The sequence below is a fragment of the Sphingobium bisphenolivorans genome, assembly GCF_000412635.1.
Lineage (GTDB): Bacteria > Pseudomonadota > Alphaproteobacteria > Sphingomonadales > Sphingomonadaceae > Sphingobium > Sphingobium bisphenolivorans.
In genome coordinates this window covers 38,697-51,599 of sequence record NZ_ASTG01000024.1, presented here as the reverse complement: position 1 = coordinate 51,599, position 12,903 = coordinate 38,697, and the positions used below count along the sequence as shown (strand labels likewise).

12 protein-coding genes and 1 tRNA gene are annotated in these 12,903 nt (G+C 62.8%); 7 read left to right on the top strand and 6 right to left on the bottom strand.

Features of this window, described 5'->3' with window-relative positions; all coding sequences use genetic code 11:
• Window positions 1–104 precede the first annotated feature (104 nt).
• Window positions 105–1,244 carry an aldose epimerase family protein gene (locus L858_RS0115970; protein ID WP_022684152.1) on the top strand — a complete coding sequence of 380 codons (1,140 nt, stop codon included), beginning with the start codon at window positions 105–107 and terminating at the stop codon, window positions 1,242–1,244.
• An 11-nt stretch (window positions 1,245–1,255) separates the two neighbouring features.
• Complete coding sequence (locus L858_RS0115965; protein ID WP_022684151.1) at window positions 1,256–2,113, top strand: SMP-30/gluconolactonase/LRE family protein; 858 nt, start codon at window positions 1,256–1,258, stop codon at window positions 2,111–2,113.
• On the opposite strand, the gene L858_RS0115960 is transcribed toward L858_RS0115965, so the two are convergent.
• Window positions 2,099–3,100, bottom strand: coding sequence for a LacI family DNA-binding transcriptional regulator (locus L858_RS0115960; RefSeq protein WP_022684150.1), 1,002 nt, complete (start codon window positions 3,098–3,100; stop codon window positions 2,099–2,101). The two genes, L858_RS0115965 and L858_RS0115960, sit on opposite strands and share 15 nt — an antisense overlap.
• A gap of 346 nt (window positions 3,101–3,446) precedes the next feature.
• On the opposite strand from L858_RS0115960, the gene L858_RS22050 reads away from it, so the two are divergent.
• Together L858_RS22050 and L858_RS0115950 are read left to right on the top strand one after the other, a co-directional pair.
• Window positions 3,447–3,614 carry a hypothetical protein gene (locus L858_RS22050; RefSeq protein WP_022684149.1) on the top strand — a complete coding sequence of 56 codons (168 nt, stop codon included), beginning with the start codon at window positions 3,447–3,449 and terminating at the stop codon, window positions 3,612–3,614.
• 88 nt (window positions 3,615–3,702) lie between these two features.
• Window positions 3,703–4,296 carry a nitroreductase family protein gene (locus L858_RS0115950; RefSeq protein WP_022684148.1) on the top strand — a complete coding sequence of 198 codons (594 nt, stop codon included), beginning with the start codon at window positions 3,703–3,705 and terminating at the stop codon, window positions 4,294–4,296.
• A 118-nt stretch (window positions 4,297–4,414) separates the two neighbouring features.
• Here the strand turns inward: L858_RS0115950 and rpoZ are convergent, their stop codons facing one another.
• Window positions 4,415–4,759, bottom strand: coding sequence for a DNA-directed RNA polymerase subunit omega (gene rpoZ, locus L858_RS0115945; RefSeq protein ID WP_007688625.1), 345 nt, complete (start codon window positions 4,757–4,759; stop codon window positions 4,415–4,417).
• Between the two features lie 88 nt (window positions 4,760–4,847).
• Between rpoZ and L858_RS0115940 the strand changes: the two genes are divergently transcribed.
• Window positions 4,848–6,083, top strand: a complete 1,236-nt coding sequence (locus L858_RS0115940; RefSeq protein WP_022684147.1) for a phospholipase D-like domain-containing protein — start codon at window positions 4,848–4,850, stop codon at window positions 6,081–6,083.
• A 2-nt stretch (window positions 6,084–6,085) separates the two neighbouring features.
• On the opposite strand, the gene L858_RS0115935 is transcribed toward L858_RS0115940, so the two are convergent.
• The 3 genes from L858_RS0115935 to ald all read right to left on the bottom strand — a co-directional run bounded on the left by L858_RS0115935 (window position 6,086) and on the right by ald (window position 8,794).
• On the bottom strand, window positions 6,086–6,454 hold the full coding sequence (locus L858_RS0115935; protein ID WP_022684146.1) for a hypothetical protein: 369 nt from the start codon (window positions 6,452–6,454) through the stop codon (window positions 6,086–6,088).
• A gap of 166 nt (window positions 6,455–6,620) precedes the next feature.
• Entirely contained in the window at window positions 6,621–7,451 is an 831-nt protein-coding gene (locus tag L858_RS0115930) for a sulfite exporter TauE/SafE family protein (RefSeq protein WP_022684145.1), read from the bottom strand.
• A gap of 227 nt (window positions 7,452–7,678) precedes the next feature.
• The gene (gene ald / locus L858_RS0115925; protein ID WP_022684144.1) at window positions 7,679–8,794 is read right to left on the bottom strand and encodes an alanine dehydrogenase; all 1,116 of its coding nucleotides are present in this window, start codon (window positions 8,792–8,794) and stop codon (window positions 7,679–7,681) included.
• A gap of 131 nt (window positions 8,795–8,925) precedes the next feature.
• On the opposite strand from ald, the gene L858_RS0115920 reads away from it, so the two are divergent.
• Window positions 8,926–9,016, top strand: a tRNA-Ser gene (locus L858_RS0115920).
• 811 nt (window positions 9,017–9,827) lie between these two features.
• Here the strand turns inward: L858_RS0115920 and L858_RS21045 are convergent.
• Entirely contained in the window at window positions 9,828–10,676 is an 849-nt protein-coding gene (locus tag L858_RS21045; RefSeq protein ID WP_022684142.1) for a helix-turn-helix transcriptional regulator, read from the bottom strand.
• 526 nt (window positions 10,677–11,202) lie between these two features.
• On the opposite strand from L858_RS21045, the gene L858_RS0115905 reads away from it, so the two are divergent.
• Window positions 11,203–12,816 carry an N-acyl-D-amino-acid deacylase family protein gene (locus L858_RS0115905; RefSeq protein ID WP_338010742.1) on the top strand — a complete coding sequence of 538 codons (1,614 nt, stop codon included), beginning with the start codon at window positions 11,203–11,205 and terminating at the stop codon, window positions 12,814–12,816.
• Window positions 12,817–12,903 lie beyond the last annotated feature (87 nt).

Genomic DNA, 12,903 nt, shown 5'->3' with positions numbered 1-12,903 from the left:
AGGCGCCGCCAAACAGGGTTGCGCCCGCTTATTTTGTAGGAGTATATCCGGCCACGCGGCGCGTCAATGGCGTGCGGGAGGAAGCTTGAGATGAGAGGCGATATATGCACAGAAAGTTTTTGGCAACGTTGTCAGGCGCGGTTCTCCTCATGACCGGCACGTCGCTCCAGGCGGCCCAAGCCAGCCGCGCGCCCGCCGGAAAGCTGGCCGACGGGACAGCCGTGGAAACCATCACCCTTTCCAACGGTCAGGGTGTTTCGGCGAAGATCCTGACCTATGGCGCGACCCTTCAGTCGCTTTACGGGCCGGACCGCGACGGCAAGAGCGCCGATGTGCTGCTCGGCTATGACGATCTCGCCGGTTATGTCGATCACCCCAATTATTTCGGCGTGACCGTTGGCCGCTATGCCAACCGCATCGCGGGCGGCAAGTTCGCGCTGGACGGCAAGACCTATCAACTGCCTCTCAACGACAAGGTGAATACGCTGCACGGCGGCGGCAAGGGCTTTGACAAGCAGGTGTGGAAAGTTGTGTCGCTGAAAAGCGGTCCAAAGGCCTCTCTGGTCCTGTCGCTCAGCAGCCCGGACGGCGACTCCGGCTATCCGGGGCAGCTTGACGCGACGGTTACCTATACGCTGGATGAGCAGGGTAATCTGGGCATCAGCTTCGACGCGAAGACGAGCAAGCCGACGATCGTCAACATGACAAATCATGGCATCTTCAATCTGGCGGGCGAAGGCTCGCAGGACGGGGCGATGGGCCATCTGCTGACCATTCCGGCCAAGGCCTTTACGCCGGTCGATGCCAACCTCATCCCTACCGGCGAACTCAAGCCGGTCGAAGGAACGGTGTTCGATTTCCGTGCGCCGCGCCGGGTGGCCGATGGCCTTCGCGAGGGGCGCGACCAGCAGATTGTCTTCGGCCGCGGCTATGACCATAATTTCGCCCTCGACAAGGGCGCTACCAAGACGCCCGAACTCGCCGCACGGCTGGAGGACCCGGTGTCGGGTCGCGTGCTTGAAGTGCTGAGCACGGAGCCCGGCGTGCAATTCTATGCCGGCAATTTCCTCGACGGAACCTTGATCGGGAAGCACGGCCACCTCTATCGTATGGGCGACGGCATCGCGCTTGAGCCGCAGAAATTCCCCAATGCGCCGAACCAGCCGAGCTTCCTGTCGGCACGTGTCGATCCGGGCAAGCCATATCACCACCAGATGATCTATCGTCTGTCGGTCAAGCGTTGAAGGGCGGGTAGATGGTGGAATGGCGGCTGATAGAGCGCGATCAGCGCGACATGCTGGGCGAGGGGACGCTCTGGTCGCAGCAGGAGAATGCGGTTTATTGGACGGACATATTGGGACCAGCGCTCAATCGCCTGTCGCTCGATGACGGCGCGATCCAGCGCTGGCCGATGCCCGAGCCGCTAGGCTGGCTAGCCGAGCGGATGGGCGGCGGCTTCATCGCGGGTTTTCAAAGCGGTTTCGCGCATATGTCGCTCGACCCGCTGAGCATCGTGCCATTGTCCGATCCCGAACCGCATCTGCCCGGCAGCCGCATGAATGATGGCAAGGCGGATGCAAGCGGCGCCATCTGGTGCGGTACGATGGACATGGCGGAAGAGCAGGATGTCGGGGCGCTTTACCGGCTCGATCCCGACGGAAGCTGGGCGGTGATGGACAGCGCCTATGGCGTGCCGAACGGGCCCGCCTTCTCCCCCTGCGGCCAGTGGCTCTATCACAGCGATACGGCGAAACGGGTCATGTACCGCTTCGCCCGGTCGGCGGATGGCGGCATCTCCGACCGCGAGCCGTTCATCCGCTTTGCGGAGGAGGATGGCTATCCCGACGGAATGACCGTGGACGCGGAAGGACATATCTGGGTGGCGCACTGGGGCGGCGGGCGCGTGAGCCGCTTCACGCCCGACGGCAAGCTCGACCGTGCGATTCTGCTGCCCGCCAAACAGGTGACCAACATCTGCTTCGCCGGACCGGAACTCGACCGAATGTTCGTCAGTTCGGCGGCGATCGGCCTTCCCAACACTGTCTATGACGGCGGCTTCTACGAATTATTTCCCGGCGTGCGCGGATTGCCGACGAACCTATTTGCGGGCTGAGGTCGGGACCGGTCCGGAACTGTTGCGCAGGACCAGCTGAAATTCGAACGCTGGTGCTTCCGTTGCGCTGCCGGTAAGGGCGTCGATCACCGCGCCGCCCATGGCCTCCAAGGGTTGGCGCACGGTCGTGAGCGGCGGCCAGGCAGTCAGCCCGGCTGGCGTGTCGTCAAAGCCGACCACGGAAAGATCTTCCGGCACGCGCAGCCCGATGCGATGGGCGAGCGTCAGGACGCCGAGCGCCATGTCGTCATTGGTGGCGAAGATAGCGGTGGGGCGGGGCTGCCGGCCAAGCAGAGCCTCGCCGGCGGCGATTCCGGAGGCGAAGTCGAACGCGCCCTCGACGAACAGCGTCTCATCGCCAGGCAGGCCTCTTGCGGCAAGCCCGTCGCGAAAACCCTCGACCCGGCGCAGCGCCGCCTTGTGCCGGGCGGGCGGTGTGATGACGCCGATATGCTCATGGCCGAGGCTGATGAGATGGTCAGCGACCATGCGGCCGGTCGACCGTTCGGGCGTCGGGATGTTGAAGCTTTCCGCCACCACCGACCCGGCGATCCGGGCACATGGCAATCTTAGTTCCGACAAGCGCTGAAGCAGCCGGGTGTCGTCGGACAGCGGCGGGACGAGGAAGACGCCATCCGGGCGTAGCGCCGCGACCAAACGGTCGAGAATGGCGAATCGTTCCTCGCCTGAAAGCGGCAGCGGCTCCACCACAAGATGATAGCCAAGCTCCCGGCAGCGATAGGCGGCGCCCTCCTGTATGCGGCCGATATAGCTTGGAACAGGGTTGTTGTAGAGAAAGGCGATCATGAAGGAGCGGCCGCCGGCCAGCCGCCTTGCCGACTGGTTGGGGCGATAGTTGAGCTGGCGAATGGCGGCCGTCACCCGGTCGCGCAGGTCCGCGCTGACATTGGGCGCCTGATTCACCACGCGAGAAACGGTTTTGATCGATACGCCCGCCAACGCAGCGACATCATGAATGCTGGCCATCAGGCCTCTTGCCATGGCAAATAGACGGAGACAACGTTTACCCACGCCATGAGGGGGGCTTTGCCCCTTCCTCCAAAGAACGCTCGGCTGTAGTATGAAAATCCACTTGCTCCGGCGCATTACTATGCCTAAAGCGATCGGACAACGTTGTCATTCCTCCTGATCGGCAGCGTCTGTCATCCCGGGCGGCGATCAAGCGAACTGCACACGCCATGATCCTGCCCGGGATGCGCTTCCCGCCTCTTGCGGCGGACTAGCTTTTCTAATGGCATCGCCAGCAAAATTTGACGGACTTAACTCTACTCGCACGCTAGATAACTGGTGTGCGAGTCGAGGAGAATATCCCATGTGGCATGAGGCGGTGGCCCGGCATCTGGAACGTTGGAGCGGCGCTGTGAAGCGTGAACTGTTCCGCGATCCGCATCGCGTGCTGCTGGACCATGTCCCGGATCAGGCTGTCGGCGGCGATCAGAGTCGGCACGCTGAGCCGGCCGAGGAACGGCTGTCAGCGTAATGGGCCTTGTCTCTGCGCCGCCACGAGTCATCTTTGCCGCGCAGGTGGGTAGACGCGCTGTGAGCAGATCAACAAGCTGGAGATTCAAATGAACATACCCGCCCGTGCGGTTACTCGCGACGTCGATCCTCTGTTCGTGGAGCGGTGGTCGCCCCGCGCCTTCGACGGCTCCTCCATCCCTCAAGAGGATCTGGACACGATGTTCGAAGCCGCTGGCTGGGCGCCGTCCGCTTTCAACTATCAGCCCTGGCGCTTTCTCTATGCCCGCCGTGAAGGCGCGGATTGGGGGCGGTTCCTGGAGCTTTTGCTGCCCTTCAATCAAAGCTGGGTGCAGAACGCGTCGGCGCTCGTCTATATCCTGTCCGACACGCTGATGGTGCGCGAAAGCGTCGAGGATGCCAAGCCTCTGCGCAGCCATAGCTTCGACGCGGGTGCCGCCTGGGCGCTGCTCGCGCTGCAGGCCACGCGGCTTGGCTATCACAGCCATGGCATGACGGGCGTCGACTTCGACAAGGCGCGCGAAGAGCTGGCCGTGCCACAGCGCTTCCACATCGAGGCGGCAGTCGCGATCGGCCGGATCGCGGACAAGTCGGTTCTGCCCGAAGCCTTGCAGGCGCGTGAGCATCCGAGCGGCCGGCGGGATATTTCCGAGTTCGCGCACGCTGGCAACTTCGCCGGCTGACTATCGGAGGCGGGGCGCTGTCCTATGGCGCGCCTCGCCCGACGGTGCCTGAAAAGATCGGAGCCCGGTCCTGCTTGCGCAGGCCGGGCTCCATTCCCTCTCCAAACTGGTAAGCCGTTCAGCCGTCGTAATCGCCGCCGATATTCTGATTACGGGGCGGGGCAGCAGCGGTCAGGCGCAGCGCCTCGGCCGACTGAGCGATGGAGCCGATCTCGTCAGGCGTATCGTCATCATCGATCTGCACCTTCTGCAGCGAAGCGACGAGCGAATCGTGCAGGTCCACCGGCAGAACGGTTTCCTCAGCGATCTCACGCAGCGCAACGACCGGATTCTTGTCCCGGTCACGATCCAAAGTCAGTTCGGCACCACCCGAAATCTCACGCGCGCGCTGGGCAGCAAGCAGAACGAGGTCAAAACGGTTGGTAACCTTGTCGACGCAATCTTCGACGGTAACGCGGGCCAAACGGGCGCTCCTGATCAACCAGAGAAAAGTCGTGAAGCCGGCGCCTAACAGCTGGGCCGCCCAGAGTCAATGAAAAGGCCATAAAGTCATGGCGGGTCGCGCCAAAGACAGGCATGAACTGATTATGGCGAGCAAGCGGCAGGCTGATCAGGCGGGAGACGAGGAGCGCGTTTCCGTATCGCTGCAAGGCAACCGGCTGCGGCTCCTGGAAACCGGGCCGGCGATTCTCCAAGCGCTGCTCGATCTGATCGACGGCGCGCATGAGAGTTTGAAACTCTATTATTATATCTTCGCCCATGACGAGAGCGCCCAGCGTGTGCTCGACCGGCTGATCGCGGCGCGGGCCCGCGGGGTTGCCGTAACATTGATGATCGACGCGTTCGGCTCTGCGGACACGCCCGCCAGCTTCTTCGATCCCTTGATCGACGCCGGCGCGCAATTCGGCCGGTTCGGCGCGCGGCGCTCTACCCGCTATCTGATTCGCAATCATCAGAAAATGGCGATCGCCGACGACCGCCGCCTGCTGACCGGCGGCTTCAATGTCGAGGACGCCTATTTCGGCCTTCCGCCCGATGATTGCTGGCACGATCTGGGCCTGCTGATCGAAGGGCCGCAGGTGCAGGCGATGAGCAGCTGGTTCGGGCAGCTCTGGCGCTGGGTATCGACGCGCAAGCAGCGGTTTCGCACCCTGCGCCGGATGGTGCGGCACTGGCGCGCGCCGCCTTGCCCCGGCAATGGCGCGATGCGCTGGCTGATCGGCGGGCCGACTCGGCGGCTGAGTCCTTGGGCGCAGGTGGTGAAGCATGACTTGGAACAGGCGAGGCGGGTCGACATGGTCGCCGCCTATTTCTCGCCCGGCCGGGGCATGTTGAAGCGCATCGCACGGGCGGCTCAGCGAAAGGGCTCCCGCCTCGTTCTCCCTTCCAAGTCCGATAATGGCGCGACCGTCGCGGCCGCCCGGCTGCTCTACGGCCCGCTCCTCAAGCGTGGCGTGGAAATCTGGGAATATCAAAGCTGCAAGCTGCATATGAAGCTGATCGTCATCGACGATGCGGTATATATCGGCTCGGCCAATTTCGACATGCGCAGCCTGTTCCTCAACCTGGAGATCATGCTGCGTGTCGAGGACGCTGGCTTTGCCGACGCGATGCGCGCCTTCATCGACCGGCGCATCAGGGACAGCCGGCAGATCACGCTGGATCGATATCGCCGCCAGCGCGGTCTGCTGACATTGTTCAAACAATGGGTGAGTTATCTGCTGGTCGGGGTGCTGGACTATACCGTCACGCGGCGGCTCAATTTCCGCAACCCCGACGCCGACTGAGCCTATCGGGCAGAGCCGTAAACACGCACCTGACCGGGCCGATAGCCCTTCTCGCGCATCTCCTTCACATAATCATGACGGGCATCGGCCAATTCGGTGCGATATTCGTCCCAGGCGTCGCGTTCGTCTTCGGCATCCGATGAACCGCGCAGGTCGTTGACCAGCTCCTTGCGTGCCTCGGCCAGGTCGGTGCGATAGTTGAACCAGGCGTTGTTCTGAACCCCGGCGATCGGCGCCCGAAGCGTCATGTCCGCCTCGCGCGCCGCACGCTGCTCTTCATAGCTGATCGGCTGGCCGTGCGGCTGGGCGGCAGCGGGAACGGCGGGAGCCAGGCCAAGCGCGGCCAGAGTGATGATGATGGCGCGGTTCATGATCTTTCTTCTCCTCAAGTCGAACTCTGGTTGATTCAACGCCCAAGGAGCGGGATGTCCGCATGAACAAATGTACAGAAGGGACGAAATGCGCCAATCCATCGTTCGGCCGTCGCTTTGGAAAACTATGGCGACGGCGCATATCTTTGCGCCGAAGTGCGGGGATTTACAGCTTCATCGCATTGCGGAACATGACGACGGCGATCACGATCAGATAGACGCCGAAGATTTTCTTGAGCGGACCGGCGGGCAGGCTGTGGGCTGCGGCGACGCCAAGGGGCGCGGTCAGCATCGACATCGACGCGATGGCGAGCGTCGCGGGCACGTTGATATAGCCCAGCGACCCCCAAGGCAGGCCGGTTTCGCGAAAGCCGATGATGGCAAAGCCGATGGTCGTCGGGATCGCGATCAGCGTGCCGATGCCCGACGCCGTCGCAATGGCGCGGTGAATGGTCCGGCCGCACAAGGTCATCACCATGATCGCGATCACACCGCCGCCGATCCCCAGCAGCGAGGAGAAGGTGCCCAGGCCGCCTGCGATCCCCATGCGCACGATGCCCGAGGGCATGGTGTCGCTTACGACCTTGCCGCTGATGCTGGGAAGCAGGAAATTAAGCGACATCAGCGCCACGCCGGTCGCAAAGATCATCTTGAGCGTGTCGCCATCGACATGCCCCGCCAGCAGCACGCCGGCGCCGCAGCCTAGCACGATCCAGGGTGCCCAGGCCTTCAATACTTCGAACTCCACCGCGCCGCGCTTGGCATGGGCCAACAGCGACCGGATCGAGGTGACGATGATGGTCGCGGCCGATGTGCCGATCGCGACGTGGGCGATGGCCTCGTGCGTCCCGCCGAGCAGCGGCAGCACGACCAGCAAGGCAGGCACCACAACGAAACCGCCGCCGATGCCGAAAATGCCTGCCGCGAATCCCGCGACCAGGCCCGCGCACAGCATGGCGGCAAGGGGCGCCAGCCAGTTCATCATCTCGCCATGCATCAGCCGCGCCCTCCCGCTGGAACGCCGCTGGCGAAAATGGGGCGGGCAGCGTCATTCGGCAGGAAGGCGGCGGGAAATGTTCGATCGACCATCTTGGTACCATGCCTCTCTTCGGCGGGATTGTGCCTGAGGGGGCGCGAACATGGCTGCCCCCGCCCATCAAGACGAACGAGCGCGGCTAACCCGCAAGGCAGGTCGAGAGTGCTATGGATCAGGCGGGCGTCGCTTCAGGCGATCGCGTCTTCAGGTGCCGCAAAAGGCAGGTCGAGTGCCTCGGCCACGGCCCTGTAGGTGATCTTTCCGTCCCACACATTCAGGCCGTTGAGCAGATGCCGGTCCTGGCGCAGGGCTTCCTTCCAGCCGAGATCGGCAATGCGTAGGGCGTGGGGCAGGGTCACATTGTTGAGCGCATAGGTGCTGGTGCGCGCAACCGCGCCCGGCATGTTGGCGACGCAATAATGGACGATTCCCTCAACGATATAGGTGGGATCGTCATGGGTGGTCGGGTGGCTGCTTTCGAAACAGCCGCCCTGATCGATCGCGACGTCGACCAGCACCGCACCCTTCTTCATCGTCTTGAGCATGTCGGCGCTCACCAGTTTGGGTGCGGCGGCGCCCGGGATCAGCACGGCGCCGATCACCAGATCCGCTTCCTCCACGCATTCGGCCAGATTGGCGCGGTTGGAAAAGCGCGTCTTCGCCCGCGCCTCGAAATAGATGCCGAGCCGCTCCAGCACTTCCGGGCTCCGGTCCAATATGGTGACGTCGGCGCCAAGGCCCGCCGCCATCTGCGCCGCGTTGAAACCGACCACGCCGCCGCCGATCACGCACACCTTCGCCGGCAGCACGCCGGGCACACCACCCAGCAGCACGCCGCGCCCGCCATGCGCCTTTTCGAGCGCCGTCGCGCCCGCCTGGATCGCCATGCGGCCGGCGACCTGGCTCATCGGTTTGAGCAGCGGCAGCCCGCCATTGGCGTCGGTCACCGTCTCATAGGCGATGCAGGTAGCGCCCGACGCGATCAGGTCGTGCGTCTGCTCGGGATCGGGCGCGAGGTGCAGATATGTGTAGAGTATCTGCCCGCGGCGAAGCTGGGCGCGTTCTTCAGACTGCGGCTCCTTGACCTTCACGATCATCTCCGCCCTCGCGAAAATGTCCGCCGCATCTTTGACGATCGTCGCGCCAGCGCGCGCGTAGAGCGGGTCATGCGCGCCGATGCCTTCGCCCGCACCGCTCTCCACCAGCACCTGATGCCCATGCGCGGTCAGCTCATGCACGCTCTCGGGCGTCAGGCCGACGCGATATTCATGGTTCTTGATCTCTTTGAGGGTGCCGATGATCATGACCATCCTCTTTTTTGTGGCTTCGCTACCCTCTCATGTGGGCATTGGGAGCGCTGACGAAAAGGAAAGTAAAGCATCCCCTTGCCTATAGGCCCGCTGCACGATAGGGAGCCGCACTTCCAGTGCAATGCGGAGCGGTGGCCGAGTGGTCGAAGGCGCTCGCCTGGAAAGTGAGTATACGTCAAAAGCGTATCGAGGGTTCGAATCCCTCCCGCTCCGCCAGCTAGTGTCGCATATCAGCACGTTACGAGATTTTTCGTCGAGTATGGCGCAAATCCGCGTGCGTTCACTTCGCTTCGGTAGCGCAGAGAATCCGACCGGGACTAACACCGGATAATTCTGCGGCACATTCTTTGCTGCCCCAGGCAGCACTACCGGATGTCGACACTTCCTCACCACGGGCCGCTCGGGTGAGCAAAGTGAGTGCAACCTTGGAGGCGGTATACAGCGCGATATTGGCACTGCCCTGGATCCCCTGGAGGCGACGTTGACGATGTTGCCGTGACTGGCGATCAGATGGGGCAGAGCGGGCTGACAAAGAAACAGCGGCCCAAAAACGTTCACCTTCAAACGAGGGCGACCTCCGCTTCGTCGAGGTCGCCGAACTTGCCCGTCGAAAGCACGCCTGTAACATTGGTCGGGACGTCCAGTCGATCGATGGCGTCCACCGCCGCCTGCACGGCCGCGATGCATGCATCGCGCTGGCGATGTTGCAGGTCAACGCCTTCGCGCGGCCGCGAGCATTTCGAGCGCCTCCTTCGTTCTTGCAGCCATTCCTCTTCAATATCCACGATTATACTGACGCGCCGCGAGCGACGAAAAGGTCTGCGCTCTCGCGACCGGCGCCGTAATCAAGATGGCCTTGCGATGAAAATCCCGCTCCGTCAGTGTCTCCTTAACTGCTGCCGTTGTCCACGAGGTCGACGTGATGCCAGGGCCGCGCCATTGTCGCGCATGTCGATGAGGGCTGAATTAGGGGGCAAGCTCCGGTTCACGAGCGCGCCAGTGCACCGTGTTCGCGTAATTCCAGGCCTCAGCCATGCTGGCGGTAATCTCGTGGAGTTTCCCCTGTGGCGTTCCTGAACATATAGGTAAAGCTGGAGGGGGACGCAAATCCCAGCTTGGCGGCTACCTCCTTGATTTCGATGTCACTGCTCAGCAGCTGGCGGGCCTGTTGAATCCGCCTTTCTTCCATGTAGGTGCCAAGGGACATGCCCCGACTGGTACGAAAGGCGCGCGTCAGTTGGCGCACGGACAGATTCACCAACTGGGCGAGCTCGGCGAGGGTGGGCGGCGCCCCATACTGCGACAATCTCTCGTCTATCAGCTTGAGGCGCCATTGAGGCAGGCCGCCATTCGTCCGCGCGGCAATCGCGAAGTAGAAACGATCAAGTTCGATCGATATCTGCGCAATGGACAGTTCGATCACCGCTTCGCTGGCCAGACCGGGCTGGCGCAATTCCTGAACCAGCCGACGAAGTAGCGCGCTCACGCGAGCCGACCGCACATTCAGGCTGCCGGCCAATCGCTGATCGAGAGCCGATGCCGTCTCGTCGAACCATGTGGCCAGGCGTGCTGGATCGAGCCGGCAGATGATGAAGCGCGGCAGGCCCGGATCGGCCCGGAAATGAGTCGCAAAACCCGCGGGTCGAATAAATACTTGGCCGACGTCCTCGAAACGATTTTTGGCCCATCGGTCTACGAAGCTCGCGCGGGCACCATTGAGGCGTGGCGTGAGATGAAGATAGAGCAGATGTTCCCGCGAAATTCCAAGGCACTTATCCACCGGCTCCGGCAGACAAAGTCCCATGATCTCGACTCGGCCGAGCGACGTGTTCGCCGACTTTTCGGTGAGCCTCTCAAACGGGGAATTACTCATCATGGGCAATCCCTCTCCCCTAAATTTCACACAGCTCCACTGTCGCAGCAATTGTCCGCTTGTCGACACATCAGCCTATCAGTTTGTGATGAGCTTGAGAAGATACGGGCGGGCATCGCGTTTTCGGCCGCATGTCGATCAGCGCCGCAATGTGCCTGCTGGCTCGCCAAAGGCTCTTCGTATCGGTTATTTCCTGGGCGGCATGTGCGCCGACGGCCAGCGCCGCGAGGGGGGGGGGAGAATCGATAGAATGGCCGGGATCCGACATCATGGCCGGGCGTCGACAGCAATGAGGGTCGGCGTCGATTGACAGGCCCTCCCTTATCCCGACACGATCATCGGCGGAATGAGGCGCGGTCGAACGTGCCGACAGGCAGAGGCGATGATGAGCGATAATAAAAGAATTCTCATTCGAGGCGGGACCGTTGTTGACGGCAGCGGAGCACCTGCATGCCGGGCGGACATTCTAGTCGAAGACGGTATCATTGCCGCGGTAGCCGAAGACATCGAAGTTGATGGCGCCAGCATTATGGATGCGCGTGGTCTAACCGTCACGCCCGGATTTGTCGACATTCACACCCATTATGACGGCCAGGTCACTTGGGAAAGCCGCATGGCGCCGTCTTCTAATCATGGCGTCACGACGATTGTGACCGGCAACTGCGGCGTCGGCTTCGCGCCCTGCCATCCTACCGATCATGAAGCTCTCGTCGAATTGATGGCGGGCGTCGAAGACATTCCCGAGGTCGTGATGACCGAAGGGCTTAAGTGGAACTGGCAGAGCTTCCCGGAATATCTGGATGCAGTGGCGGCTCGACCGCATGATGTTGATATCGCGGCGATGGTGCCTCATTCCCCGTTGCGCGTGTTCGTGATGGGCGATCGCGCCATCCGCCGGGAAGAGGCCACCGCGCAAGATATCAGCCAGATGGCCGATTTAGTAAAGGCAGCCATCGACGCGGGCGCGGTCGGTTTCGCCACGTCCCGTGCCGTGCAGCAAAAGAGCGTCACCGGCGAGCCTATCCCAACCGTACGGGCGGCGGAGGACGAACTGGACGGCATCCTTCAGGCGATGAAGCAGGCGGGACAGGGTGTTTTCCAGGTGCTTTCCGACTTCGAGCTGTTCCAGGATATCGAAGGCGAGTTCGCGATGTTCCGCCGCCTGACCGAGCGGTCCGGCCGCCCCATGTCCTATTCGCTGGCGCAAAAGCACAATAATCCCGAAGGCTGGCGCTACCTGCTGGAGCTGACCGAACAGGCCAGCAACGCAGGTCTTCCGATCCGGGCGCAGGTGATGGGTCGCCCCACAGGCGTGTTGCTCGGCTTCGACCTGACTCTCAGCCCCTTTACCGGCTGCCCCAGCTACGACGCGCTCGCCGACCTGCCCTTCGACCAGCGCATCGCCACGCTGCGCGACCCGCAGGTCAGGGACCGCATCCTGGAGGAGTCCGCGCAGGCGCGCACGCAGGATCACGGCCCCGGCCGCGACTATGGCTATATCTTCGAGATGACCGATCCGCCGACGTACGAGCCGGACATGCGCGACAGCCTGAAGGAGCGGGCCAAAGCGACCGGCAAGGCGGCCGAGGCGATCGCCTATGACCTGATGCTGGAAAATGGCGGCCGCGGCATCCTGTTCGAACCGGCGCAGAACTATGCCTATGGCTCCCTCGATCCGTCCTATGAGATGCTCCAGCACAAGGATACGATATTCGGGCTGGGTGACGGCGGCGCGCATTGCGGCGTGATCTGCGACGCCAGCTTTCCGACGACGATGCTGTCCTATTGGGGGCGGGACCGCACACGTGGTCCCCGTCTTCCCGTCGAACAGATCGTGAAGGCGATGACATCGGACAATGCCCGCATGATCGGATTGCTGGACCGCGGCGTCATCGCGCCGGGATACAAGGCCGACCTCAACATCATCGATTTCGATCGTCTCCAGCTGTGCGTGCCCGAAGTGGTGCGCGACCTGCCGAGCGGCGGTCGCCGGGTGGTGCAGCGTGCGCATGGCTATGTCGCGACGATCCAGAGCGGCGTTGTGACCTATCGCGAAGGCGAACCGACCGGCGCGCTGCCGGGCGGCGTCGTCCGCGGCGCCCAGCCCGCGCCTGCGGCCGCCGGAACTACGACCTTTCACTAAATCCACGGCGGCGAGCCGCGCCGTCGACAAGCCGGTCAGCCGGCGACGACAAGACAATCCCAATGATCAAAAAGACGGGATAGGGGA

Coding starts and splice junctions, on each gene's coding strand:
- L858_RS0115970 (WP_022684152.1), top strand. CDS start 105: ATGCACAGAAAGTTTTTGGCAACGTTGTCAGGCGCGGTTCTCCTCATG.
- L858_RS0115965 (WP_022684151.1), top strand. CDS start 1,256: ATGGTGGAATGGCGGCTGATAGAGCGCGATCAGCGCGACATGCTGGGC.
- L858_RS0115960 (WP_022684150.1), bottom strand. CDS start 3,100: ATGGCCAGCATTCATGATGTCGCTGCGTTGGCGGGCGTATCGATCAAA.
- L858_RS22050 (WP_022684149.1), top strand. CDS start 3,447: ATGTGGCATGAGGCGGTGGCCCGGCATCTGGAACGTTGGAGCGGCGCT.
- L858_RS0115950 (WP_022684148.1), top strand. CDS start 3,703: ATGAACATACCCGCCCGTGCGGTTACTCGCGACGTCGATCCTCTGTTC.
- L858_RS0115940 (WP_022684147.1), top strand. CDS start 4,848: ATGGCGGGTCGCGCCAAAGACAGGCATGAACTGATTATGGCGAGCAAG.
- L858_RS0115935 (WP_022684146.1), bottom strand. CDS start 6,454: ATGAACCGCGCCATCATCATCACTCTGGCCGCGCTTGGCCTGGCTCCC.
- L858_RS0115930 (WP_022684145.1), bottom strand. CDS start 7,451: ATGCATGGCGAGATGATGAACTGGCTGGCGCCCCTTGCCGCCATGCTG.
- ald (WP_022684144.1), bottom strand. CDS start 8,794: ATGATCATCGGCACCCTCAAAGAGATCAAGAACCATGAATATCGCGTC.
- L858_RS21045 (WP_022684142.1), bottom strand. CDS start 10,676: ATGATGAGTAATTCCCCGTTTGAGAGGCTCACCGAAAAGTCGGCGAAC.
- L858_RS0115905 (WP_338010742.1), top strand. CDS start 11,203: ATGGATGCGCGTGGTCTAACCGTCACGCCCGGATTTGTCGACATTCAC.